This is a genomic window from Metabacillus sp. YM-086, from assembly GCF_048059995.1.
Taxonomy (GTDB): domain Bacteria; phylum Bacillota; class Bacilli; order Bacillales; family Bacillaceae; genus Metabacillus; species Metabacillus litoralis_B.
This window is the reverse complement of the sequence record NZ_JBLUOI010000072.1, coordinates 1-24972: the sequence shown is the minus strand read 5'-3', so window position 1 is coordinate 24972 and position 24972 is coordinate 1. Positions and strand designations below refer to the sequence as shown.

The window sequence follows — 24972 nt, the reverse complement described above, 5'->3', positions numbered from 1 at the left end:
TTAAGAAATCATTCATGTAAGAACATATGTATTTCGATTACAGATCTTCAATAGATCTTACCACTTTAATGACAATAGAATTTTTTCTTTTATGTAGTTACTATCCTCTTATAAATTAATCACCACATTAACCAAGTATTATAGCTTTTCAATTTGTTTTAAACGTTCTAACCTCACTTTGTCCTCTTCTATAGTTCTAATCTTTTCCTCTCGAACCCATTTAAAGAAAACTCTTGTTAATACGAAACCATAAATTACCTCCTGCATGACCTTCATAACAATGCCTCCAGATTGCTGATCATCAAGAAGAGATACTCCATAAAGTCTAGGTAAATCAATATATGATTGATATAAAATATCCTTTGAAAAAATAATTAAAGCACACGCTGGTGTTAGCAAGATACCCATTCCAAATAAATATGCTATTTTATGCAATGGCTTTAACTCATTCATACCATGTATTGGTGATAGAACTGGCCACCACATTAAAAAAGCAATAGGAAACAAGATTAAAATCGACAAATTCATCCATAACATATTAGACATAATAGCATCAAAAATAAATGGAATATGATAGAAAGAGAACAAAACATTAAATAAAAAAATCGCAATTAAAGGTTTGGTAAAAAATGTAACACCCTTTCGTAATAGATCTATTTTTAGCACTGAGCTAACTAACCACGATGGTAAACCTACCAATACCAAAGGAGGAACAGCTAAATAAATAATTGATTGCTGTGCCATATGAATTAGAAATAAAGAATGTCCAAGTTGATTTAAGGGTGTCCCCTTTGCAAGAAAAAATAGAAATACTCCAAAAAGAAAGGAAAACTTTTTGGTCCTATTGACCGGATATGACTCATCCCATTTTTTTCTACCTTGTCCTGTAATGTATAAATAACAACCCGCTAACACTAAAAGAATCAGAAATAAAAACGGGTTCCAGCCTGTTAGGAAATTCACTTGTCCTGTGTGTTCCATATTAGACATTCTATGTTACAACTCCTTTATCATAAATTTTTAAAAAAGTACTCAATATTATTCTTTTATAAAAAATAAAAACTCAAAATTAAAAGTAAGTTTTAAAATAAGAGACTAAAATTTTGACAATTTATCAAATCACTTAAAATTTAGAAATGGTAATTGAAACAAAATCTTAAAGATCACAAACATATGATGAATTACATTTTTTTTAAGATAATGAAAAGGAGTATTTAAAGTTTTGTAATTTCCTTTTGAATGATTTAATTTATCTCGTAATAAAATAATCTTTTAAAAGCAACTAATGATTTTTTAATTCGGCAATTCTTTGTTCAAGTTTACACAGTAAACTTTGGTCTATATCTTCTAATGAGTCTAAATATGGTTAATAATTAACTCTCCAAACTCATCCATTATATTTTCCACTATTTTTATAGATGGCTCTTCAAGGAATTGTTCTTTTGTTTTGGTAGGCTTAAATACTGACATTCTTCCTTGAACTCTTTTTTTGAGTACTCCTATTTTCACCAAGCGATTCATAACGGTTGAAACTGTATTAAAATTTATTTGTTTTTTCTACTTCAAGCCTTTGTTGAACATCTTTTATACTCATCTCAGAACCTTCCCAAAGAGTGTCCATAATTTTTGATTCTAAAGGGCCAAAAAACCGATTTAATCCCACCTCATTAAAATTAAACGTGTTTATGTTCACTTATTCTCACCTACCTATTGCTGCCAAAAATAATACACTAGACAAAGTAATTATAATTTCAACAAGAAAATAGAAATTAACAACTTTTGAAAAGTCCCCTTTTTTTTCCTAGTTCAATAAATAAAAATGATAAGAATAGACTACTAAAGAACTAATACTAATTAGTAGTCCGCCAATACATAATAACGTTTTTTCTTTTTTATAAAAAAATATAATTAAAAAGAAAGTAATACTAATTAGAAAATAGGGAAGCCATATGATAGTATAATTCAAAAAAAATATTTGATGTCTTACAATAGTGTAGAAATTAACAAAAATAAATAAAAATGAAACTTTTTTCATTATATACCAGCCCTTATATTACCATCACTTTTACATCTAAAGAAAAGAATTGTAATAAAGCCATGAAATATTAACACAGTACCTACATGGTATGCTATTCTTATATATATTTTAACTAATATAATTTCAGGATCTTTTTATTCATCTATTTAGGAGTTTATCTCTTTTACGAATATATAATTTTCCTCTCATACTTTTTGTTAACGGATACATGGAAAATCTTGATACCACATAGCAACTGGGAACAAATAACGTTTTTTTCAGTAGAAATAGCTTTTTTAAATCCTGATTAAAGTATTAGATTAATAACAACCTTGTTGCTTGTATAGCATTATTATCATTTCTCCATATTTTTAAATTCACAAACAAAAAAATAATAGTAAAGGCCAAAATTAGAAGTGTACCTTTTTCAGAATGACCGGTTTTTCTCCGTCTATGAGCTAGGATTAAGAAGTTTATATAAATAGTTAGGATTATCAAATTTTGATCATAATTAAACCTCCATTGAAACATTATAAAATAAATATGAACACATAATCATATTTAAATCAATAAAATTCAAGTATCTGTCACCTAATATTCATTTTTAAAATGAGGGAGAACCTTTCAAATTCACAATTTGTTATGAACAACAGAGACTCAAAAAAGCCCTTTTTTAGGGATCGTTAAGTACAAATTTAAGTTCCATTGTGATACTGAGTTTAATACATAGGTCGTCAATTATCACCTAAAATTGCATTGCTAAATTTGCACTTAAAATAGAATAAGGCTTTTTATTCTAGCGATTCAAAAGAGAGAGGTATGTTCTAATAATGAACGAAATTATTATTCACAATATTAAAGATTAGACCAAATATTCGATTTTTATATCTTTCCTTTTTGAACCATCGCTTTTGTATTTACTTACAAACTGACCCCCCTTAATTTTTTGTCAATTTAGTATTCACTTCCATAGGCTAATTTGACATTCTTTTATCTCTTCAATTAGTTGGGATTGATAACCCCTAGATTCCGCGTAATTTTATAGAATTCTTCTGTTGACTTCAATAATGATTTCTAATCACATTAAATTCAATGAAATAAGAAGAAATAAATTAAGGAAGTTGTTTAAACATGTCTCAATACGGTATCACTTGCTTAATTTACTTAAAAAAAGCTTGTTGACTTGCCTGAAATCAGACTTTGTCTACAAGCTAAAGCTCCTAAATAAACTATAAAAGATATTTTAAGGTAAATATTTCATTGGATTAATTGGGTTTTTCCAGGCTCCGTCGTGAATTTCAAAATGCAAATGTTTTCCTGTTGATCGACCAGTGTTTCCCATATATCCAATTTGTTGACCCTTACTTACAGATTGTCCACTACTTACTAATCTGGAATCCATATGGGCATATAAAGTGGTGAATATTTTTCCATTAATATTGTGAGAAATGAAGACGACATTTCCATAGCTACTAGAGTAATATGAACGAATAACTGTTCCATCGGCAGATGCAACTATGGGAACATTATCTGCACTATTTGCCAAGTCAACCCCAGCATGTAATCTTCCCCAACGAGCACCATATCCAGAAGTGAAAGTCCCTTTTGCTGGCCACATAAAACTACCATTTGTTGAGGGAGTAGTTGATCTGTTTGAAGCTGTTGTAGTTGTATCTTTTAATCCCTGCTGACGTTTCATTTCTATTTTAATGGTTGCTTCTTGCTCTTTAAGAAAATCCACCTCGTCTTCTAACTTATATAATTCTTTTTCTGCTACTATTTGATCATTCTTCACTTGCTCCATTATTATACTTTTTTCTGCAACTTGTGACTTCAATTGTTGTTTCAAAGATTGAAGCTCAGTTATAGCTGCTGCTAATTTATTAAGTTCATTATTCAGTTTAACTTCACTTTCCTCAAGAAGTTTAATATCTTCTTTATGCTCTTGAATAATTTCTTTATCCGCATTAACAATTGTTGTTACTGCACTGACACGACTTACAAAATCACTAAAGTCTTGTGAACCTAGTAGGACATCTAAATAGCTAACTACTCCACCACTCTCTTGTATTGAGCGTACACGGTCTTTTAAAAGACGATTACGTTCTTCTATACGCTCCTCTACTTCCCTAATTTGCTTATTTAACTCATCTATTTTTTCCTTAGTTTCTTCTATCTTCCCCTGACTTTGTCGAAGTTGTTCGTTTGTCTCGGTCATTTTCGAATCTAGAAGTTTGATTTCCGAGTCAAGACTCTTCTGTTTTTGCTCCAAGTTTGAAATTTCACTTCTTTTTTTTTGAATACTTGAATCGACACCAGAACGCTTTTTATGGATATTTTCCTTTTTCTGCTCCAATTCAGTGTTTGCAAAAACAGTATTACTATTTGTAGGAATTACCAAGGTGCTTGTCCCTAATAAAGCAACCAATCCAAGAGACAGTATCTTCTTACTCACGCTGTCTTCCTCCCTTATGTACATTACTTTAGAAAATTAGCAAACAAAAAGTGCATTGCAGTAACAATATTACTAAGTATATTAAATACTTAGTATAGTCCAATTAATCCGTTGAACATGATTTCAAAAAGTTTACTAAACAAATATTGGGGTAGTCTGGTAAGCTAGTAGCCATTATATCATTAAAATCTGACAAATTCTGCGATAAAAATATTACATTTTTATTTCATATCACTGAAATGGATACTTGTTTTTTTCTACAATGAAAATACCGCTTAAATAATCGTTCACAACAGGTCTTATTATAGTTGGATCTTACAAAAATCTTATTTATCTAATCACCAAAGGTATTCTCTTAAATTCAATTTTTATGATTAAGTTAGGTGTGAAGGCCTTCTGTGGAAGGATTCGCTAAAGTATTTTACTTCAATCTACATATTAGACTTTAATTAACACTACTTTATATAGTTTAAATAATGCGAAGAAAACGTGACTTAACTGTGTAAGATGGCATAACTATTTATAATAAGATAAGTTAAACTGAAAAAATAAATAAAAGGTAAATTAGGCAAACAAAAAAACGCTTCAAAATCCGAGGCCACTGAAAATCTGACGATTTTAAAGATTATTCATGTGGATTTAAAAAGAGCCGACTTTAATTCCTAAAAAAGGAAAAAAAGTCGGTTTTTTCTTTGAATTCGCCACATGTTTTTCTCTAATTTTACCCTAGTAGCTTTAGTATTCTTTTAATATTTACCGTAAATATAGCCATGGCACCTTGTAATTCCATGCTAATTAGACCCGAGGATTTTGCCACATTATACCCGTGTCTGTGTTTTAACTCACTATTTTTCGCTTCAATTTTATAACGTTCTTTAGACTTTTCCTGAAAATATACACTTTTCTGGAATTGTGCTTGGGATGAATGTTGATCTGACTTAAGGGAAACAGAATATGTTTTACTTTTGGCTCCCTCTTTGTAGCACCCTTCTCTGAAAGGACATCTTTTGCATTTTTCAACATTAAAATAGTAGGTATCAACTTGGTTTTTACCTACTCCTTTTTTACCTTGCCTAGCTTTCCGTACAGCCATATGTCCTGCCTTGCAGACATACATGCCCGCATCCTTATTGAATCCGAATTCATCCTCTTTTTTTCGGGTACCCTGAGTTATTAAAGGATTTAATTTTGAGACCAGTTTGATTCCATTTTCCTTACTATATTGAATGTTGTCTTTCTCGGAATACGCAGTATCTCCAATTATCGTTTCAATTTCCATTCCTGCATCTATACTTTTCTCAATAAGTGTCTGCAGCTCTTTTCCATCATTTTTTTCTCCGGTTGTAATCGTTGCGGCTGTAATAATTCGCTCTTCACTCATCGCCAGATGAGTTTTATAGCCAAAGAATGATGAGTCAGCTGCTTTGTGTCCGACTTTGGCATCTAGGTCTTTCATGGACTGGAGCTGTTCGATATCATCTGCAACGGTTTCTTTCAGGAGATTAAGATGTTCCTTAACTTTTGGATACTCTAAAAGGCTCTCTTCCTTTTCAATTACTTCAATGAGCTTTTGGGAATAAGTAATCTCATCTTCAAGTACATCATTGTTTGGCTTTACGGGGAATTTCATCTTCATACTCTCGTTAATTTTATAAATGGTTTTCCTAAGATTTTTGGAGCGCTCCATAAGTATTTCTTTTGGAGTCATTTGATTATATCGCGCCTTTGTATGGGTTGCATCTACAATAATAGAATTGCTTTTAATAATCTCTTTCTCAATGGCAATCTCCACCGTCTTATTGATAAGCATGTCTAATAAGTTCATGTCTTTTAGCCTAAGTTTACGAAACTTAGTCAAAGAACTTGAATCAATAACGGCTTCCTCCGGAGCCATATCCAAAAAATATTTGAAGGACATATCATATTTTGAACGCTCGACAATATCAACATCTGAAACATCATGAATGGTTTTCAAAAACAAATATTTAAACATACGAATAGGGTCTATCGCATTCCGCCCATTATCTAGACAATATTTATCCTTTAATTCTTCGTAAATAAAAGAAAAGTCGACCAGATCCTTAATTCTGCGTAACATATTATCCTGAGGAACGACAATATCATAAAGAGCCACATATGGACTAAACATCATTGTTTGTTGTTTTTGTATCATTGGAAAAACCACCCACTTATATTTATAATTTTAATTATAAAGTAAAAAAGGTAGAAAGGTTCACCTAAGTGAATCTTTCTACCTTTTTCTTGGACTTTTTCAGTGGCCTCCAAAATCCAAAGCGTTTTTTATATTGGCTTTTTAACTAGTTTGATAAAGTTGAATAGATTATCAATTCTTATATTTATAAAATATATTAACTAGCAAGAAGTAAATCACTCCTATACTAAAAATAAATAATATAAATTCCTTTATCTTTTTGGTTTCCATTATTAAGTCTTCATTGTAAAGAAATTGTATATTTTCATTAATTGAAATTGGGACTGTAAAGATTGATAATATTAATGCAAAAATGACCAATATTCCATATATATTTAGCACTGTTCTAAATGTAATCTTCTTTTTTATAACTATTTCAATATCATGAGACGTTTCCGACTTAAAATCCAATTCGGCTCCCCCCATACAAATATAGGAATGTAAATTACCAAGATTCCCCAACCTGATACTAGAACGAATTTCCAATCTAAATATCTATCATATTCAGTAAACTTAAACTATCTTACCATATTCAAATTGAATTTCGTATCTTTTAAACCTAATTGCTATCTAACAGTTCGAGTTTTGCATCATCAAATTCTTTTAAACATCGTTTTCTATTTTATCTTATCAAGTAAAGCCAACAATGGAATGTTGTGAGCATACCTTTATCCATAATTTGAGAGCACCCATAAACCAACCAATTCATTAAAGACACCTTACCTACCCTAATCTTTCGCCATTCCTTCGTTCTCTTATTAAAAAAAGGTACCGTTTTTATTAACGGGTTCTGTTGCAGGCGAGAAAATACTTTGAGAGACAATTCGCATAAGAATTAGCTTCCCTCTTTTGTTGTTATATCAATGTTTCTTTAGGTTTAATATATGAGATAACAAATAAATTACATACAAAATAACTGGGGTATAATAATTATTTGACGGTGTTCACAAATATGCTAAAGTGAGTGCTAATTGCTATTGTATTTTGCAAGAAAAAAATGCAGAGTCGCGCAAGACTTTTTGCAGAGTTTTGCCACCCGATTTCAATACCTATCTAGCCTTAGACAGTGCGTTTGATAGTCTATAACTTCCACCATTGAACGTTAGGACGTGTGCGTGGTGAATTAAACGATCTACTAAAGCAGCTGTTAATCTTGAGTCAATAAATATACGGTTCCATTGACTAAATTCAAGATTCGAAGTAATAATTAAGCTTTTCTGTTCATACCATTCTGCAATTAGTTGAAACAATAGTTCTGATCCTTCCTTACTGAACGGTAGATAGCCCATTTCGTCCAAAATAATTAAATCTACCTTTTCAAACCTTTTTCTAAAGGAAGCCAGTTTATCCTGTTTTAACGCCTGTTCTAATTGTTCAATGAGGAGAGAAACACGATAGAATCTCACCTCATATCCCACTTCACATGCTTTTCTTCCTAATCCTGTTGCTAAATGGGACTTTCCAGTCCCTGGTGATCCAATTAATACGACATTCTGCTTTTGCTTGATAAAGTCTAGGCTCATTAAACCATCTTTATCAATTTGTGTTGGAAATCGGATTCTCTCGTTCCATTCATAATTGCTTAAACTCTTAGAATCTAAGAATTTGGCGTTTTTTATAAGGCGCTGTACCTTTGCTTTATCACGTAAACGAAACTCTTCCTTAAATAACGCTTCTAAATACTGTGTCGGAGAGTCAAATGGAATTGTTTCGTAAATTTCCGAAACATAGGCTAACCTTAATGACTTACACATTGAACGGATAGTGTCGCTCATCATTACTCACCCCTTTCTAGTGGTGCCAAAGAATCATATTCCGACCAATCTAGCCCAAAGGGATTCTCATTCTTCCCAGAAATTAAATCATAAAATTCCTCATTAATTCTCTTCATATCATGTGTTACAAGTAAGTTAACTAATTCTAATAATCTTTCTTTACGAACCACTAAATCATCAACCATTAAGTAATCATTAACTCGACCCGGTAGGTATTTTTGATACCTTGAATAAGGTACTACTCTTGGTTTTCGAATCCAATCTTTGAAGATAGATACCCACGGAATAGCCCGTTTTTTGTTCATGTACGATCTAAAATCTTCTAATAAAATTTCCCCGTCGGGGGAAACAGCTTTAAATTTATCCCAATATAATACGAAATATATAAATGGATAATTTGATGCTTTAGGAATATGTATTAATGTGCTATCAATCTTGGCTTCATTAAACTTATTCACCTTTGCTTCAACTTCTTTAAAGATTGGATAATCTTCCGTTGGCAACTCCAGTAAAAAGTCCTTCTCTATATTCCAGAGGTCCTCAATCATTACTTCTTTTTCATAGTGAAGTCTTTGTCTATCATTTTGGAGCTGTTTACGAAGTGTTTCCGTTAAATCTTCAAAACTATTCATGACTGGAGATGTTGTAAAGAAGTTATATCGAATATAACCTACTTTGTTTTCCACACTACCTTTTTCATGACCACTGCGTGGGTTACACACCTGAACTTCAAATCCATAGTGATTTTGAAATTGGATAAAGGCATCAGTTAATTTTGCCTCTTCAGTTTTTGATCTTACTTTTTTAACAGCCGGAGTTAAATTGTCAATTCTAATTCTCCTAGGAACTCCCCCAGATTGAGTGAATAAGAGTTTCAATCCTTGAAGAAAACATTCTTGATTTTCAGATGGTAATGGGGCAGCGAATGCGGCATTACTATGCGGGTACGACATAACTAAAACATGTGTATCGATAAACTCCCCATCTTTAACAACCTCCATTACCCCGAAGTCTACTTGTGCTTCACTAGGAGGATGTTCCAATCGGTCATGTCCTTTATCTATTTCTTCGTTATGACTATTCTCCCAGTCAGATATAAAGTAACAGACCGTACGATAAGAGCCTTTGAAGCCTAACCCCAGTAGTTCATTAAATATTTGCTTCTTGGTTCGGCGTAACTTTTTCTTTAATTTGCTATCTTCGAATAGCCAATCTGAAACTATTTCTCCCCATTTATCTGTATACATCATTCCATTTGATTGTTTAATCTTAGAATCTGGTAACTGATCCTCGTCAGCATATTTCTTGGCAGTTCTCCAATTAATCCCTAATGTTTCCTTTATCTTTGTTATAGATAAGCCTTTTTTGTTTCTTAGGTGTTTGATACAATTAATATCAGACATTGCTAGCATCCTTTCATGTTCCTCCACTCTGTATTGATTCGACACCATTACAGTAGAGGGACTTGGGGTGGCTGGCAAGTCTTTTTTTTTGCACCTATTAAATAAGTGCGGAACTCTGCATTTTTACTTTGCAAAGCTCTGCACTTCTATTTTGCAATACACAGCTATATTATTAGTACAATATAAATTGAATAATATTATATAATATGGTTCACTTAATTTGAAGTGAACTTTTTCATTACAGGAAGAATGGGATTTATACTAACATCATTTTTGATAGGTTGTACCTGAACAGAATTATATGGGGGTATCATTTGAAGAAAATAAAAATATTTAATGCCAAAACATGCAGAACCTTCTCCGCCAGATATTGAAACAGTATAAAAAATCAATAAAAGTTACTGACAAAATGCTAAGAGTGATAAAAAATATCGAATTCTCCAAAGCTATAGAACCTTGTAAAATGATAGAAAATAATAACGAGTAAATACCATTTTTCTCCATTAACGGAAAGTTATCCTTTTCATAAATATAGCCCATATAACCCAAAAAGACAGTGTTAGACACGGGCAATACAGCTTTTTCAATACCGTTAGCAAACAATTATTAGAAGATGTTTTCCAGCTTTACAAATCCAAGAAATACAGCTGTCCTATATATACTAGTGTTGATTAAATTCAACATGTTTATAGAAACCATTTAAAAAATTCCTCTAACAACGCAGCTAAAAAAAATGCTTGCTTAAATGAAGATGTCCAAATATGCTCACCTGTAAAAAATATTGTATATTACAGAACTAGGTAATCTGTTTGAGCCTTTTATAATCCAGTCCGCTACATAATTAAATAAATATATTTGAGAATTCAGAATACACCTTATTTATTTTAACTTATTGTTATGACACTTATTATTTTTGACTTCATCCTTTGGACAATCTCCTTCATCAATACGATCATTTTCAAAATTTTGTCGAACACTTACTGTATATTTACCTTTATGGTAAGATTTAATTCTCCAAGAATTATCATTCATTTCCGTTATCTCCTATAGGATTTACTAATTAAAAGATCTAGATCTTATAACCTGATGACCAAGTAGTCACCTGATTTCATTTGAACTACATCTGCCTTCATTGCTTTGGCGATATCTACCGTTAAAGATTCTGCCTCTTTTTCATCTTTTGCAAATAATGACAGTGGCTTACCACCTATTACTTTTTCTTTGTCAGTAGTAATAAACGCTAGAATCTCATAATTTGGTTTTTGTGTTGATTCACGTCCCATTTTACTTCCTCCCTGCTAAATTTGTTTGCATAACTGAGTGGCTTTTCTTTGCACTTTCAAGCAAAGGGGTGTTCTTAACTGTTTCAACAAGTTTATTGATATCATTTATAATAGGAACTAGCGTAATCACTACCCGTCCTTCTTCGTATTCTTTTCTTGTGAAATGGTACCTCTTAACTCCTACTGACCTTGTAGTTTCAAATAAAATAGCCTGCCTCTGTCCATAATTATCAAGAGTTATACGAAAATGTTCTTCACGAGGATAGATAACAACTGCGAGACCCTCTTTTTCAAATAACTTTCGGGCATTTTCAGTCCCAAGTTGGTTCGATACATATATCCCATCAACAAATAATTCAGACCCCTTTATTTCGACCTTTCCTTCTTTTACATTCGCAATATCTCCAACTGTCTTCCCCTTTGAAAATCGTTTTAGTACAAAGAGAACTATGAAACCAACAATAGTTCCACATATAATATTTATCCATATTGAATTTGTATTTACTAATTGAATAGTTAGTCCGGTTGCAAAAGATACAATAAGAGCAAAATAGTTGCGTGCTTCAAATGTTTTTGAAATACCATCTATATAAGCATCGCCTCGATAAGCGTATTCAGTATTTTCAAGGTCTTTTAAACTCTCTCGTTCCGTTTTGCGCACGTCTCGAAACTGCTGAATAGCAAGTGTTAAAAAAGTAACTGCAACAAAATTTTTAGTCATTAAGGCTGGAATGGCTACGGCTCCTAAAGCTGCGGCAACAAATCCTGTAATTAAATGAATTAAATATCCATTTGGATAACTAGGATATTGCCGGTAGTCTTCTTTTATTGTAAGAACACGAGCAAGCGTTCCAATAATTATTGCAGTAACAATAAGTGCAATTTGCTCTGAGGAAATAACACCGTCCTTCATATTTTCACTCCTAAAATTAGAATTTTAGATTTACTTCTCATTAAAATCGTTTACTAATTAAAAATCTTCTTTTCCACTAAAGTTCAACGTATCCAATTGAAAAGTAAAGGTTATCATTGATTTCGGCACAACAAGGCTTTTTTTCTGTTTGTTCAATCATCTTATATGTCCCTTTAAATTCCTTTTCATTTAACCATTTACCTAAAACATCTATTAAGGTTCCATCAACGGACTCTATTACTTCATCAATCTGGTTTCCATTCTTATAGATTAAGTATTTCTCCACGTCATACATCTCCTTCTTAATAATTTAAGCTATATGAAGTGAGTGGTCTCTTCTTCTCGCTAAAAAAATTAATTAAATAAACTTTTCCTTTTCCTAACACTTTTAGTTACAAAGCACCAATAAAGGGATGGGGTAAGAAATATATAAAGAAGGTAAAATAAGATACGTTTTACCTTCTTTATATATTTAAATCAAATCAAGGTTACCGATGAAGGTTTTCTAATTTCAAGCGGTTCCTTTGATGTAAGAGGTTGAGTAACTTCAATAATAGGTGACCCCGTATCCTCATAAGTAATTTCCTTAATCGGACTCATTTCTGATGGTTCCCCCATGTTAGTCATAGCTAAAGGAAAATTACTTTGTTTAGTCATTAATACCACCTCCATACCCTTTAATATTGTTCTTTAAAAGTTATATTATTTAAACGAACTCAATCCAAATAGTGGAAATAGGAGAGGGTGTATTATTACATTCTCTTATTAAACGGTAAAAATTTAAATATTAACTTCAGTTTTTGGGGAAAATAAATCATATTGAAATAGGAGAGGAGTGAGTATATCCATGGTTGAACAAAAATTAAACTTTCATGAGTGAATTAATAGAAAATTCACTCAAATAAACCTACATTTAATGTTTACCTAAATGGATATTTAGTCGCAGAAGTTCAGGGGATTAGTCCTTACCAACAGACTGTTATCCCTATGAGGGAAATGGAGGGAAACCAATATGGACAAAAACATCAATAGAACAGAGAATGAATACTCACCCAAAAATCAAGTTAAATATTTTCAGAATTATCTGATGAAATTTCAACAAATCCAAAGTTAAAACACACGCAACCAACACCTCAACCCAAAGATTTTGATGAAATAGAATATTAAGGACTTTGTTATATTTAAATGTTAGAATTACCCCAAATAGATTACTCACCTCAATAGTATTGCCTAGGACAGCTTTTCATTATGCATTTCATAGTCATCAAAATTCTAAAAGGTTTAACTTCACTATTTTTAGAATTTAGAACTTGTATCTCATGAATGTTTAGATGTGGAATCTTGACGAACTTTTAAATTACATATACTGTTCCTACATTTAATAATAATAAATATAGAAGAACTTAAATACACTGACACCGTTCTTCTTTAATCTCACCTACTAACATTTATTAGCTTGAATCGTTAAATAAGTGAAAACAAAAAGGAACTACCGTAATTACTTATTAGTAAATATAACCTTACTTCTTACTTTACAGCTTTTTAAACTCCTGGGTCTTTCACTTTCACACGGAAATCAATCGATGGATAGATAGATGGTCTCCCACTCTTCCCATTCATTTTCATTATTCTAGCTTTTAGAACGATACCTTAAACCGAACCCGTCCAGATCAACTCTTCCTCTTGAAATTTTCAAGAGAAAAATAGTGCCGTTTTTTCAAGGACCTCGTATTTCTTAATCGCCCATTGAATTGGGTACAGGCATTTGTTTCTCAATAATCATTTTAACTGCCCTCTTGATTAATATTGAAATAATTCTTTTCCGTTTTAACAGTAGGTAAAGTAGGACAATTCCTAATTCAATTTTTTAAAAAACTTTTGATGGAAGACTGAATTCCTACAGATTTTTTTGTCGTTTTTCACCTCTCAACATAACATATTAAAAATAGACCTAATCCAATCATGCCAATACTAAGTAAAAGGTAACCAACTGAACTCATATCCGGAAAACAAATCTCATTTATGATTAGTTCTAACTTTTTCGAACGGTCTTTTTCACTAAAAATCTCTTCTACCATTAACCATTTTGATGTAGACATTGTCAAAACACTTCCGATAATAATCAGAGATATTCAAAGTAAAAAGAGAATCATAAATCTCTCCTTATATATCTTCTTAATTTAGAATGCGTTAATATTATGTTATTCTTCTTAAGAATTATACATTTTCTAGTACTGTATATATCATCTAGAAGTGTTTATTCATCGGGAGGTTTACACCAATCTTAAAAGCAATTTATAATTAGTTCCAACCATTGCTAAAAGATTAAGGGGAATGAGAAGATAATCTTAACGTCTAAGAGAAGGAAAATAGAATAAAGCATATAAACTATGCCTTTATAAATATTATCTTATTATTTTAAATACTAGAGCAAAGTTGAAAATAAGATGTTGTAAAACGGAATTTTCTTATAAAATAGCTAATACCCTTATATAAAATAAAAATAAATGGAGTACCCCTTCCTTCGCAATACTCAGTTACTAGGTTTGCTACAAAAGAAATTCAATACTCTTGATAAAGTACCCACCTCATTTAATTTACCTCTTATCTATTTATGAAATTTTCACAAAAAAATAAACCGTCATAATTTATCACAGTTTTTATATAAAATCCCCAATTATTGTTTATGAAATTTGGTTAACTCATCCACTTCAAACTTTTTATTACTAATGAAAACTAAACAATTGATGTAAAAGCAACACTAAACTTGCTCCTGATACAGATAAAATAACAAACGGCATGTTACTTATTCCTTTCCTTGCATCGATAATAAACTCTTTAATTGCAGTAAAACCTAAGAAACCGATTGCCACCCCTAGTAGAATACCCATTAATTTATATGTAAATACTATCTTACTTCCAATAAACGATGAAACAAAAAATAGGAGTGATAATAAAAGACATGTAGCTAAGAAACTAACAAAATTCCGCCCAGTTCTTCGGAAAGATACCATTAATACTATTCCTTCAGGAATTTGATGAATAAGCAATGTCATTAATAGTGATGTAGTAATAAGATCTGATGTTAATGAAGAACCTATTGCTATCCCAATTGGAATTGTGTGCAACATGATCGCAAATAAAATAGATAATCTCGACCTATCAGATTGTGAAGTAATATTATGTAGCATTTGATGGATAATATTACACCCAATTACACCAACTAATAAACCTAATAAAATGCTTATTAAGCGGTATTCACTTATTGAATGAGGTATTAAATCAAATATAAGTATTCCTATAATTATTCCACCACATAATAAATACAAATACTGTATTTTAATTCCTTCTATCTTGAGAATTAAGTAGCTCAATAGTGCACCAAAAGTGGTTCCTATAAATATATATCCACTTAGTAAAAATGAAGAATTCTCCATTAAATTCACTCCTAGTAGGTTTAATAAAAAATAAGATTTACAAAGAAAAAGCAGTACCTGAAAATATTATATTAAAGTGATTAAATGATCATTCGTACAAAATTTAAATTTATAATTACTACTGACAACGTAATTTATCTATAAACTAATTTCCCCAATAATAAACAAGCTAATAACAAAAGTAGTAAAGTTCACCTTTGTTATTAGACAACACTTAATTTTATCATTTATATTTATTCAGCTTTCCATCCCACCATAAGAATCACCTGTATTTACGGCAATTGAGAGTATCCTCTTGCTTTTGAAGTTCACCAGGAGCTTACTTACTAAAACCCATTAAGCTGTGTCACTTCTTCTCCTTTAGAATTTTCAAAAATTTAGGATCTAGGTATAACAATTGAATCAGGAATTACATTATTACTAAATTGGTCTGTTTCGCAAAAATTTATTTTTACCTTTTATTAATTGTTCTTCAATATCTTAAACTTTACAGATTAAATCATAAGAACTCAATTGGCTTACAACATTAAAAAAGTAAGATCTATATATAAATATAATAATATTATTACTTACTTTTACAATACCAACAAATCACCTTTGTGGAGTTTTGTTATTTATTTCCACTTCATTTACCATGTTACTAATATACACTTACTTTGTTACAGTTTTGTTAAGTAAGATTTAGTTCAATAGAATAATTTTAATATGTTAAAATATACATAATGTCGAAATTTGCGGAGGGACGGTTTTGTTTAGGACAAGCTATTTAAAATGTCTATTGTTAGTTATTTTCATTCTGATAATAACTGAAAATAAAATTTATGCAACTGACACTAAAGATTCTAAGTTGCATTCTATTTATCATATATATATTAACGAGAAACACATAGGTGACGTTAGAGATATAAATGAATTTAACAAATGGATAAACAATAAAAAGGCAGAATATAAGGAATTACACCCTAATAAAAAAGTTAATCTCATAGAAGATATTAGTTATGTCGAGGAACTATTATTTCACGATCATTATAAAAATCCTCTTGATTTTAAAATACTAGAAAATAATCTTTCTATTGGTATAAACGCATCCTTGATATCTATTAACGATGAAATCAGCATATATGTTGAAGATAAAGATACTGCCAACAAACTAATTAAGGAATATAAATTACAATTTTTAAATCAAGAAGACTTGTCTAACTATACAGGTAGTACGGATAACGGTGTAAATAATAACAGTAATCGAATTATAAAAAATATACGTTTAAAGGAAAAAATTGAAATGAAAACTACTGTTGTCAATCCAAAAGAGATACTTAGTATGGATAAAGCCCTTACTTATCTAAATACTGGGAAAGACCTTTTTCTGAAAAATGAAAAGTAATCCTATACCCTACTTTTACTTAAGTTAGACATGAATCCAATCAACTTCCACTTCATCATAATAGGATATTACTAACCCTGCTAATGAAAGGAAAGGAGAATTCATATGGGTTTTGGTTATGGTAATTACGGTGGCTTTGGTGGCTACGGTGCAGGATATGGTGGCTTTGGCAGCGGTGGAGCATTCGCTCTAATAGGTGTTCTATTCATTTTATTAATAATTGTTGGGGCTGCTTTGTTTAGTTAATCCTGAACAAGTAAGGACTATCTTAAATGATGTGTCCTTACTTGTTTTAAGTTTCTCAATTTATTAAGTACTATTAAAGTTTTTTAAAAACTCTTTGTTAGAAACTTTTAGTTTATGATGCCCTGGTATTCTTGATATAGATCCTTTATCTTCCCTCATAAGATATGTTCATACAATATCTAGACTGTTTTAGATAGAATACTTTTGGTACTCTTTTGTACAATTTAAGCAAGTTTGGGCTGATTGTTGTGATTATGCGTCTGGAAGTTATGCATGTCGTCAATAAAATTGAGAGCCAAAAGCACAATATTGAGAAAGTGAATTGGCTAGAATGTGTACATCTAGTTAAATATTTAAACATTTACGTATACATCTCTGCACAATCCCTCAAGAGAGTTGAATTTGTTCCCTTTCATATTGATGCTCTTGATTTATTAACATACTAAATCATATGTTCACAAGTCGCTTCCCATTGTTGCACCGTACTTAGCAAGTGATATGTTGGCATCTATCCCTCTCTCACTAAGGTAAAAACTAAATAAAGGCTGTCAAAGGAAAAGTTCCTCAGAAGCCTTTATGAATAAATATTTTACTATTCTAATGCTTTATTTGAATAGTAGTTATAATTATATTTTGATCGATCCACAGGAGTAAAATTTTCAGGTATATGGAATCGTAATAAATCCCCATTAACTACTTTATCTGATAATAACAATTTGTTCTCCACACTTTCTCGAACCTTTTTAGCCTCATCGATCTGGGCCTCTTTTAGTTCCGTACCAGTATTAGAATCATAATATTTCCCATCAACAAAAGTGATGGACGGACTTACGAAATCACCATTTCGGAAAGGAACAATTTGTTTATGCTGTTCAGATAATAGATCTGTACCAAAATGGACATATTCTTTGGTATCAATTCCCAATAAATGAAGTAGTGTTGGAAGAAGATCAATTTGTCCGCCATATTGATGACGAACACCACCCTCTATACCAGGAACACGTATAAATAATGGTACTCTTTGTAAACCTGCACCTTCTAATGGTGTTACTTCTTTTCCAATCACTTTCTCCATCGCTTTATTGTGATTTTGGGAAATACCGTAATGATCTCCATACATAATAATGATGGAATTATCATATAAGCCAGACTTCTTCAAATACGTAAAGAATTGTTTTAATGCTTCATCTGCATAACGAGCTGTTTGAAAATAATTATCTACTGACCTATCACCAGTTGTATGAGGTGCGATTGTAGCTTCTTCTTGATCCATATTATAAGGATAATGATGTGATACTGTTATAAATTTTGTATAGAATGGCTGAGGTAATGATTCCAAGAACTGAATTGACTGGTCAAAAAATGGCTTGTCCTCTAAACCGTAATCTGCTTTGTTTTCGTCTTTTATTTGATAGTAGCTTTCATCAAAAAAATTGTTGTATCCTAACGATTTATATATTTCATTTCGGTTCCAAAAGGTCCCGGAATTCGGGTGGAATACAGCTGATGTATAGCCTTGCTGACCTAAAATAGCTGGTGCAGCCTGGTACGTATTTAAACCTTTTGTGGTAAAAGCTGAACCTTGTGGTAGTCCATATAAAGAGTTCTCCACCATAAATTCTGCATCAGATGTTTTACCTTGAGCAGTTTGGTGAAAAAAATTATCAAAATAAAGAGTATTTTCTTCATTAGTTAATGAATTTAAGAACGGTGTTACTTCTTCACCATTAAGTTTGTAGTCAATCAGGAAGTTTTGCATCGACTCAAGGTGTAGGTAGATTACATTCATACCTTTTCCTGCCCCAAAATATTTCGGATTTGGTTCAGCATAATTCGCTTTTGTAAAATTTATTACTTCGGTCAATTCGTCACTATCTGCTAAAACTCTTTGTGCCGATGCCTTTGTACTTTGGACTGCATCATAGAGAGTATAATTATACATACCCAAATACTTCACAATATAGTTTCTGTCAAATCCTCTTGTTAGTAATTGTGGTCGATCCGATTCAGCTAATACTAAATTAATCATCGATATTACTAGAGCAGCTGAATATAAAACAGCAACCTTCCGTTTACTTGTTACTCGTTTTTCAATTTTTACAAAGCGAAGAGAGAGTAATATGATTAAAGCTAAAATATCAATAAAGTATAGAATATCGTATGGCTTTATTAATGTAGGGACACTGCTACTTACATCCCCAAAATTCTGTGTCTGCATTAACGTAGGTAAAGTGATAAAGTCATTAAAGAAACGGTAATATAAGGTATTTGCATATAAAAGAATTGTTAACAGAAAATCAATGATAATAAGCCCTAAATACTTTTTTCTCCCTTTAAATAAGAAAGAAAATCCTAATAAAAATATGGAAGACCCTAATGGATTCAGAAATAATAAAAACTGCTGAATTGTATTTTCTAATCCTAAGTCAAACTGTGTTAATTGAATAATAAATGTTTTTATCCAGAGAAAAAATACAGCTAAAAACAAAAAACCCCAGAAATGATTAAAGACATCTAGATTCTTTTGACGCAAGTTACTCATCACATACCTACCCTCTTACAATATTATTACTGAACCTTTTATTTTTGAACTGTAAGTTGGAAAATATTTTAATGTTTTTATTACAGTGTTTAGTTTTTATATTTTTCGTCAAGCTGCTTTAATTCTTTATCAGATTTTTTCTTGAAGATATAAATTACTCCTAAAGATAACAAAGATAATACAAGATAAACAATTACAGTAGATAGCACTTTTGAACAACTCCCTTTTTGTTTATTAATACAATCAAAAACGATAAAGTGTATAAATTACTGTTTCTTATTTGAAGATTTATGGTTTCCTTTTCTGTAAGATAAAAACAGAAACAAAACATATGCAATTAAAATAACAAAGATAGTTCCACTTGTAACTATAAACATGTTCATCATTATTTTTTACCTCCATAGCACTCTATAATAAATCTGAACATATAATCATATGACATTCAACAAATATTAATAATCCTTCACCAAATTGTCATTTTTTGAACAAGTAAAGCATCTAATTCTTTTAGATATATTTTAATAAGACGAGGTAAATTTCTATATTTTTATAGAACATAATAACAATCTTTGTTAATATATGAACATATGTAAATACATTAACACCGAAAGGACAGCTATGAAAAATACATTCTCCCTATTCACTATTTTTATTACAATCGCAGCCCTAATATTAGGAAATTTAGTCGTTGCTACTAATTCAGGAGATGCTTGTGGTACAGATTATCCATTCTGCAATGGACAACTCATTCCTGACATTACTAATTATCATATTATTATCGAATATTCACATCGCTTATTCACAATGTTACTTGGATTTATTATCCTTATTAACTTCATAATTGCATGGAAAAAATCAAAGAATAGGACAATCCGTCTCTTCTCTCTATTCACATTATCTTTGTTGTTTATCCAGTCATTGATTGGAGGATTGAATGTTTTATTTGGAACTCCAACTGGTTTTACAACACTTGATGTCATGTTTAGTTTGTTCTTATTAATTTCACTAATCTTTCTTCATGTTGGTTTAAATGTATCATCCTTTGATAAGAAAACTAACGTGATCAGACAGCCATTAATAAAAGGATTCTTCTTTCTTTTAGTTGAAATCTTAATTGGTGCTTTGTTTAAACATTTTGAACTTAGCCAACAGATTTTTCAAATTAGTACGAACAGATTCAATCTTTCTTACCTTACTTATTTCATACATGGGATTTTAGGGTTGCTTATTTTATTTTACATAAGTTATGCTGTCTTTCTTACTTTTAAATGGGAAGTTTTTAAAAAGAAGGCAACACTCTTAATTTCTTTAACCTTCCTTACAACAATAGGTGGGTTCATATCCAAATCAGAACAGATAAGTCCCTTCACTTCTTCAGTTCACATGATTTTAACAATTTTGACTTTAGCACTCCTTAGTTACATGACAGCTATATGTTTTTTTAATCAAATGAAAAAGTGAGTAAATAGCCTTTCTACTCACTTTAATAGATGAGTTTCGATTATAGAATGTGTAACCTTTAGGTCAGATACACTATCCCTTATTTGATTCTTTAATTCCTCATTTTCCTTACTGCACATATTTTCACTCAGATAAAGATGAACTGACATTGCATTAACTTCCCCATCAATTGACCATATGTGGAGATGGGAAACCTTTTTAACTCTATCTACCTCCATCATCTTCTTCTGTATTGATTCTAGATTAATCCCATCTGGTACCGCATTCAGAAAAACTTTCATTGTTTTCATTAATTTACGAATAACATTAATTAATACAAAAGTGGAAATCACAATGGATAAAATAGGATCTAGAATATGAATATCTTTAAACATGAGAACGATACTGATTATAAGGACTCCAACCCACCCAAGTAAATCCTCTAGAAGATGCCAAGATAGAACACTTTCATTCATTGAATCTCCCTTATACAATTTCCATGCTGCAAAGCCATTCATTGCAACACCTAATAATGCTAACCAAAGCATACCTTGAGCATCAGGATGTGTTGGGTTAAAGAGCCTGGGAACTGATTTAATCAAAATAATAATTGACCCAATTGTTAATACGATTCCGCTTATTAAAGCCCCTAATGTAGAAAACCTCTTATATCCGAAGCTGTATTTTCCATCACTTTCTTTATTGGATATCCGTTGAAGATACCAAGAGGTTCCCAATGATATACTATCACCCAAATCGTGGGTAGCATCAGATAGAATTGCCATACTATTAGTTAAAAATCCACCAATATATTCAATGATTGTAAAAGCTAAGTTAAGAAAGAAGGCTAGTTTTGTGTTCTGAGTTGAAGTATGTTTTTTCGGCAATTTAACACCTCCTATTTTCATTATTAAATAAATTTACTAAATTGAATAAATAGCCCATCTTCGATAACAATATCTCTCTTAACTTTTATCCTAATCGGAAAGGATTCAAACATTCGACAACTATTAAACTAAACTCATGCTAGGAATTCCTATTAATCCATAATAAATGACAAAAGCCACTGAATACTCAGTGGCTTTTCAGAGGGGACCCTATCAGTCAGTATTTCTTCAATTATTAGCATTTTGGTCCACGTCACCTGCATCCTGTCTCATCAGAAAATAGGTCAAAATGCCAGACAATAGTGCCCCACCTAATGAAATTAATATACGGATATACAATGGAACAGTTGAATGATCCTTTTCAAGTATCCAAAGTGCCGATACGAATACTACAACTGTCGTTGGAATAACTATTTTAAAAAGTTTCATGTAATATCACTCCCCCTTAAGCCAAAAAGAAATCTCAAGTTATTTTATTGATCGATATACAGCATAGTAATTAAAAATTTATATTCATCATAAGACCAAAGTACATAGCTAAAATAAAACAAGTAGCGAACAGAATAGAAACAATCGGCTTCACATTTTTAATAAAACTAATAATGATTAGTACAAGGAATAAAATACTCATGACGACTAATACAATTCCTTGAATAGATGCTAAGAACTCAGTTTGGAGTGGAGAAGCTATTTCTCTTCCAAGTATCCATTCTACCCAAGAAGCAGCTCCTTCTGATTTCACAGTAAAATTTACATCGTGTGGAGGTGATAAGTTTCCTAATACACTAGTAAAAAAGAACGTAATTAGTAATAGGATTGTTTCTGCTTTCACCCAAGTTCTCGGATCATATCCAGAGTTACTTTTTGATTTATTTAGTAAGATGCTATTAATAAATGCAAAAATAAGAATAGGAATGATACTAATATGTTTTAACAAAAGCATTTGCCCATATGGAAGTACCCAAGCATTAACATATTCTTTTAATTCCACAACATTCACCATCAATATTAATCCACTAACAAAGATAAAAATTAGTATTCCATATGCTAATGGAGTAAACCATTTTAAAAAGGAGGACCAATTTTTTTTGTCTTTAGAAAACCAACCGACATGAATTAATATTCCTACCCAGAGCGTTACCATTAGAAAATGGATTGAATGAGAAATAAATCCATACCAGAAGTTTAATGATGCTACATGACTTGCATAACCGACTGCAAGTATCATTAAAAGTAACCAAATTGCTTGAAGAAACTTTGATCCTTCTAAAAGAATCGTCATATACAGTAGCGTTGAAACGAACCCTATAAAAATCCATGCATTACCTACTTGAAAATCCGTAATAACTGAAAAAGTTGTTAATCCTAAACCCACACTATCTGCGAAGTAGAGGATGACCTGTAATACAGGTCCAAATGTAAAAACGATAATTCCTAATGTTGATAAGAGTAAAGCTGATTTTGGAAATTTAGTAGTTGGCTTTTTATCTTTATGAATAAATTGTAAAGCCACATGTCCCACTAATATAGAGAATAATATATACGTAAATAATTCAGTAATTGGAATAATAAAATTCATTTTTTATTTCTTCTTTCTAAAAACTAAAGTAAATCCAATGATTAATATCAATCCAAGAACTGCAATTATGAGTGTTGTAGAAAGTCCATTTGATTGCTTATTCTTTGTTTCTTGTAATTCATTTTCAGACTGATCAACTTCTTCCTTTATGGATTCTTCTTGCTTCTCCAAAGTCTCTTGGTTCTCAGTCGGTTGTTCTTGTACTTCTTCTTCTACTACTTTTTGAACGTTAAATGGTACTTCTCCAGTAATTGTATGACCATCTTTACCTACGATTTTCCAATTAATTACGTATGATCCATTATCTAATGATGCTGATAATGTACCAATCATTTGGCGTTCTGTTACTTCAACTTGTTGAAATGAAATTTCTTCTTCCCCCTTCAATACACTCATTGTACTAATAGGTTCAATTTCAGTCTCAAAGTTTAGAGTAATTTCGTTTAAGGGTCCTGAAATGGTCTCGCCTTCTTTTGGATTAGACGATGAAAGAGCTGTATGTGCTGATGTTAAATTTGGTATTAATAATAAAAAGCTCATGAACAGAAAGAGTATATTTTTCATGTTTTTTTCACATCTCCTTGTTTCTATTTTGTAACCGTAAAAAGACTCTTACTAATCATATAATGGTTGTCTTATTATTTAGGTTATATAATCTTACAATTTTATAAACTTTAACTTTTTTTATGATTCGTAAATTTATTGTTAATGTCATAGATCTTTTCTATAATAGCCTATATAAAATATAAGGAGCTAAATTCATGAATGAAGATGATATGAAATCCAGTCCAGACTTTGATTTAGATGAAGAAACATTATTTATTGTTTCTCAAACGTTTAAGGCACTCTCTGATCCAACCCGTCTTCGAATCCTTAATTTATTATTTGAGGGAGAACATTCTGTTAATGAAATTGCTGATAAGTTATCATTACTGCAATCAACTGTATCACACCAGCTTCGTTTCTTAAAAAATGTTCGACTTGTTAAATTCAGGAGAGAAGGCACGACTATGTTCTACTATCACGATGATGAGCATGTTATTCATGTCTTAAAACAGACCATAGATCATGCAAGACATATTTAAACCGAACCCTAAAAGGGCTCGGTTATTTTTAATTACAATGATCTCCCTCTGAACATTGATATCCTTCAACATCTATTTGGATCGTTGTATGGTGCAAGTGAAATTGATCATGCAAAATTTGTTTGGCTTTTACAAGGAGCTCTTGATGACTAATTCCTGGACCTACGACTAAATGACAACTTAATGTTGGGAAATCAGATGTAATTGACCAAATGTGTAAATCATGAATATCGTTGACTTCTTCCATCTTCAATAATGTATCTTTTACTTTATCAACATTAATATTTGCTGGTACACCTTCCATTAATATATGA

The 24972-nt window shown here is 31.2% G+C and carries 21 protein-coding genes and 2 pseudogenes; 4 read left to right on the top strand and 19 right to left on the bottom strand.

The window, feature by feature from the left end; all coding sequences use genetic code 11:
* Positions 1-138: 138 nt before the first annotated feature.
* The 13 genes and pseudogenes from ACEWK1_RS22305 to ACEWK1_RS22245 all read right to left on the bottom strand — a co-directional run bounded on the left by ACEWK1_RS22305 (position 139) and on the right by ACEWK1_RS22245 (position 15495).
* Positions 139-990 (bottom strand): cytochrome c oxidase assembly protein, encoded by an 852-nt coding sequence (locus ACEWK1_RS22305; RefSeq protein ID WP_098796535.1) that lies wholly within the window; start codon positions 988-990, stop codon positions 139-141.
* Between the two features lie 292 nt (positions 991-1282).
* A pseudogene (locus ACEWK1_RS22300) lies at positions 1283-1693 on the bottom strand (BlaI/MecI/CopY family transcriptional regulator).
* 1567 nt (positions 1694-3260) lie between these two features.
* Entirely contained in the window at positions 3261-4472 is a 1212-nt protein-coding gene (locus ACEWK1_RS22295) for a murein hydrolase activator EnvC family protein (protein ID WP_212138015.1), read from the bottom strand.
* Positions 4473-5193: 721 nt separating this feature from the next.
* On the bottom strand, positions 5194-6645 hold the full coding sequence (locus ACEWK1_RS22290) for an IS1182 family transposase (protein ID WP_212138016.1): 1452 nt from the start codon (positions 6643-6645) through the stop codon (positions 5194-5196).
* A gap of 1088 nt (positions 6646-7733) precedes the next feature.
* The gene (gene istB, locus ACEWK1_RS22285) at positions 7734-8459 is read right to left on the bottom strand and encodes an IS21-like element helper ATPase IstB (RefSeq protein ID WP_098797386.1); all 726 of its coding nucleotides are present in this window, start codon (positions 8457-8459) and stop codon (positions 7734-7736) included.
* A gap of 2 nt (positions 8460-8461) precedes the next feature.
* Positions 8462-9871, bottom strand: a complete 1410-nt coding sequence (gene istA / locus ACEWK1_RS22280) for an IS21 family transposase (RefSeq protein WP_098797387.1) — start codon at positions 9869-9871, stop codon at positions 8462-8464.
* An 870-nt stretch (positions 9872-10741) separates the two neighbouring features.
* Positions 10742-10894, bottom strand: coding sequence for a hypothetical protein (locus ACEWK1_RS22275; RefSeq protein WP_176551260.1), 153 nt, complete (start codon positions 10892-10894; stop codon positions 10742-10744).
* Positions 10895-10938: 44 nt separating this feature from the next.
* Positions 10939-11145 carry a capping complex subunit for YIEGIA gene (locus ACEWK1_RS22270; protein WP_098799776.1) on the bottom strand — a complete coding sequence of 69 codons (207 nt, stop codon included), beginning with the start codon at positions 11143-11145 and terminating at the stop codon, positions 10939-10941.
* Between the two features lies 1 nt (position 11146).
* Complete coding sequence (locus ACEWK1_RS22265) at positions 11147-12058, bottom strand: YIEGIA family protein (RefSeq protein ID WP_098799777.1); 912 nt, start codon at positions 12056-12058, stop codon at positions 11147-11149.
* Positions 12059-12134: 76 nt separating this feature from the next.
* Positions 12135-12344: a hypothetical protein gene (locus ACEWK1_RS22260; protein WP_098799778.1), complete on the bottom strand. Its 210-nt coding sequence runs from the start codon at positions 12342-12344 to the stop codon at positions 12135-12137.
* A 191-nt stretch (positions 12345-12535) separates the two neighbouring features.
* On the bottom strand, positions 12536-12715 hold the full coding sequence (locus ACEWK1_RS22255; RefSeq protein ID WP_098799779.1) for a hypothetical protein: 180 nt from the start codon (positions 12713-12715) through the stop codon (positions 12536-12538).
* 1262 nt (positions 12716-13977) lie between these two features.
* Entirely contained in the window at positions 13978-14157 is a 180-nt protein-coding gene (locus tag ACEWK1_RS22250) for a hypothetical protein (RefSeq protein ID WP_098799038.1), read from the bottom strand.
* A 627-nt stretch (positions 14158-14784) separates the two neighbouring features.
* A complete protein-coding gene (locus ACEWK1_RS22245; RefSeq protein ID WP_098799037.1) occupies positions 14785-15495 on the bottom strand; it encodes a hypothetical protein in 711 nt (236 codons plus the stop codon).
* 748 nt (positions 15496-16243) lie between these two features.
* Between ACEWK1_RS22245 and ACEWK1_RS22240 the strand changes: the two genes are divergently transcribed.
* Positions 16244-16879 carry a hypothetical protein gene (locus ACEWK1_RS22240; RefSeq protein ID WP_098799036.1) on the top strand — a complete coding sequence of 212 codons (636 nt, stop codon included), beginning with the start codon at positions 16244-16246 and terminating at the stop codon, positions 16877-16879.
* A 105-nt stretch (positions 16880-16984) separates the two neighbouring features.
* On the top strand, positions 16985-17125 hold the full coding sequence (yjcZ, locus tag ACEWK1_RS22235; protein WP_098799035.1) for a sporulation protein YjcZ: 141 nt from the start codon (positions 16985-16987) through the stop codon (positions 17123-17125).
* 592 nt (positions 17126-17717) lie between these two features.
* On the opposite strand, the gene ACEWK1_RS22230 is transcribed toward yjcZ, so the two are convergent.
* Positions 17718-19667, bottom strand: a complete 1950-nt coding sequence (locus tag ACEWK1_RS22230; RefSeq protein ID WP_098799040.1) for an LTA synthase family protein — start codon at positions 19665-19667, stop codon at positions 17718-17720.
* Between the two features lie 618 nt (positions 19668-20285).
* Between ACEWK1_RS22230 and ACEWK1_RS22225 the strand changes: the two genes are divergently transcribed.
* Positions 20286-21128, top strand: a complete 843-nt coding sequence (locus tag ACEWK1_RS22225; RefSeq protein WP_176551197.1) for a COX15/CtaA family protein — start codon at positions 20286-20288, stop codon at positions 21126-21128.
* A gap of 17 nt (positions 21129-21145) precedes the next feature.
* Here the strand turns inward: ACEWK1_RS22225 and ACEWK1_RS22220 are convergent, their stop codons facing one another.
* The 4 genes from ACEWK1_RS22220 to ACEWK1_RS22205 form a co-directional block, all read right to left on the bottom strand.
* Positions 21146-21994 carry a cation diffusion facilitator family transporter gene (locus ACEWK1_RS22220; protein WP_212138017.1) on the bottom strand — a complete coding sequence of 283 codons (849 nt, stop codon included), beginning with the start codon at positions 21992-21994 and terminating at the stop codon, positions 21146-21148.
* 228 nt (positions 21995-22222) lie between these two features.
* Positions 22223-22423, bottom strand: a complete 201-nt coding sequence (locus ACEWK1_RS22215; RefSeq protein WP_098799033.1) for a hypothetical protein — start codon at positions 22421-22423, stop codon at positions 22223-22225.
* A gap of 70 nt (positions 22424-22493) precedes the next feature.
* Positions 22494-23573, bottom strand: coding sequence for a copper resistance D family protein (locus ACEWK1_RS22210; RefSeq protein ID WP_098799032.1), 1080 nt, complete (start codon positions 23571-23573; stop codon positions 22494-22496).
* Between the two features lie 3 nt (positions 23574-23576).
* Positions 23577-24137, bottom strand: coding sequence for a copper resistance CopC family protein (locus ACEWK1_RS22205; protein ID WP_098799031.1), 561 nt, complete (start codon positions 24135-24137; stop codon positions 23577-23579).
* A gap of 197 nt (positions 24138-24334) precedes the next feature.
* On the opposite strand from ACEWK1_RS22205, the gene ACEWK1_RS22200 reads away from it, so the two are divergent.
* Positions 24335-24658: an ArsR/SmtB family transcription factor gene (locus ACEWK1_RS22200; protein ID WP_098799030.1), complete on the top strand. Its 324-nt coding sequence runs from the start codon at positions 24335-24337 to the stop codon at positions 24656-24658.
* Between the two features lie 28 nt (positions 24659-24686).
* Here ACEWK1_RS22200 and ACEWK1_RS22195 read toward each other — a convergent pair.
* Positions 24687-24972: pseudogene (locus ACEWK1_RS22195) on the bottom strand (cation transporter); the annotation flags it as partial.

Coding starts and splice junctions, on each gene's coding strand:
- ACEWK1_RS22200 (WP_098799030.1), top strand. CDS start 24,335: ATGAATGAAGATGATATGAAATCCAGTCCAGACTTTGATTTAGATGAA.
- istB (WP_098797386.1), bottom strand. CDS start 8,459: ATGAGCGACACTATCCGTTCAATGTGTAAGTCATTAAGGTTAGCCTAT.
- istA (WP_098797387.1), bottom strand. CDS start 9,871: ATGCTAGCAATGTCTGATATTAATTGTATCAAACACCTAAGAAACAAA.
- ACEWK1_RS22210 (WP_098799032.1), bottom strand. CDS start 23,573: ATGAATTTTATTATTCCAATTACTGAATTATTTACGTATATATTATTC.
- ACEWK1_RS22275 (WP_176551260.1), bottom strand. CDS start 10,894: ATGAATGATAATTCTTGGAGAATTAAATCTTACCATAAAGGTAAATAT.
- ACEWK1_RS22270 (WP_098799776.1), bottom strand. CDS start 11,145: ATGGGACGTGAATCAACACAAAAACCAAATTATGAGATTCTAGCGTTT.
- ACEWK1_RS22250 (WP_098799038.1), bottom strand. CDS start 14,157: ATGTCTACATCAAAATGGTTAATGGTAGAAGAGATTTTTAGTGAAAAA.
- ACEWK1_RS22305 (WP_098796535.1), bottom strand. CDS start 990: ATGTCTAATATGGAACACACAGGACAAGTGAATTTCCTAACAGGCTGG.
- yjcZ (WP_098799035.1), top strand. CDS start 16,985: ATGGGTTTTGGTTATGGTAATTACGGTGGCTTTGGTGGCTACGGTGCA.
- ACEWK1_RS22230 (WP_098799040.1), bottom strand. CDS start 19,667: ATGAGTAACTTGCGTCAAAAGAATCTAGATGTCTTTAATCATTTCTGG.
- ACEWK1_RS22290 (WP_212138016.1), bottom strand. CDS start 6,645: ATGATACAAAAACAACAAACAATGATGTTTAGTCCATATGTGGCTCTT.
- ACEWK1_RS22255 (WP_098799779.1), bottom strand. CDS start 12,715: ATGACTAAACAAAGTAATTTTCCTTTAGCTATGACTAACATGGGGGAA.
- ACEWK1_RS22265 (WP_098799777.1), bottom strand. CDS start 12,058: ATGAAGGACGGTGTTATTTCCTCAGAGCAAATTGCACTTATTGTTACT.
- ACEWK1_RS22225 (WP_176551197.1), top strand. CDS start 20,286: ATGAAAAATACATTCTCCCTATTCACTATTTTTATTACAATCGCAGCC.
- ACEWK1_RS22245 (WP_098799037.1), bottom strand. CDS start 15,495: ATGGAGAATTCTTCATTTTTACTAAGTGGATATATATTTATAGGAACC.
- ACEWK1_RS22215 (WP_098799033.1), bottom strand. CDS start 22,423: ATGAAACTTTTTAAAATAGTTATTCCAACGACAGTTGTAGTATTCGTA.
- ACEWK1_RS22205 (WP_098799031.1), bottom strand. CDS start 24,137: ATGAAAAATATACTCTTTCTGTTCATGAGCTTTTTATTATTAATACCA.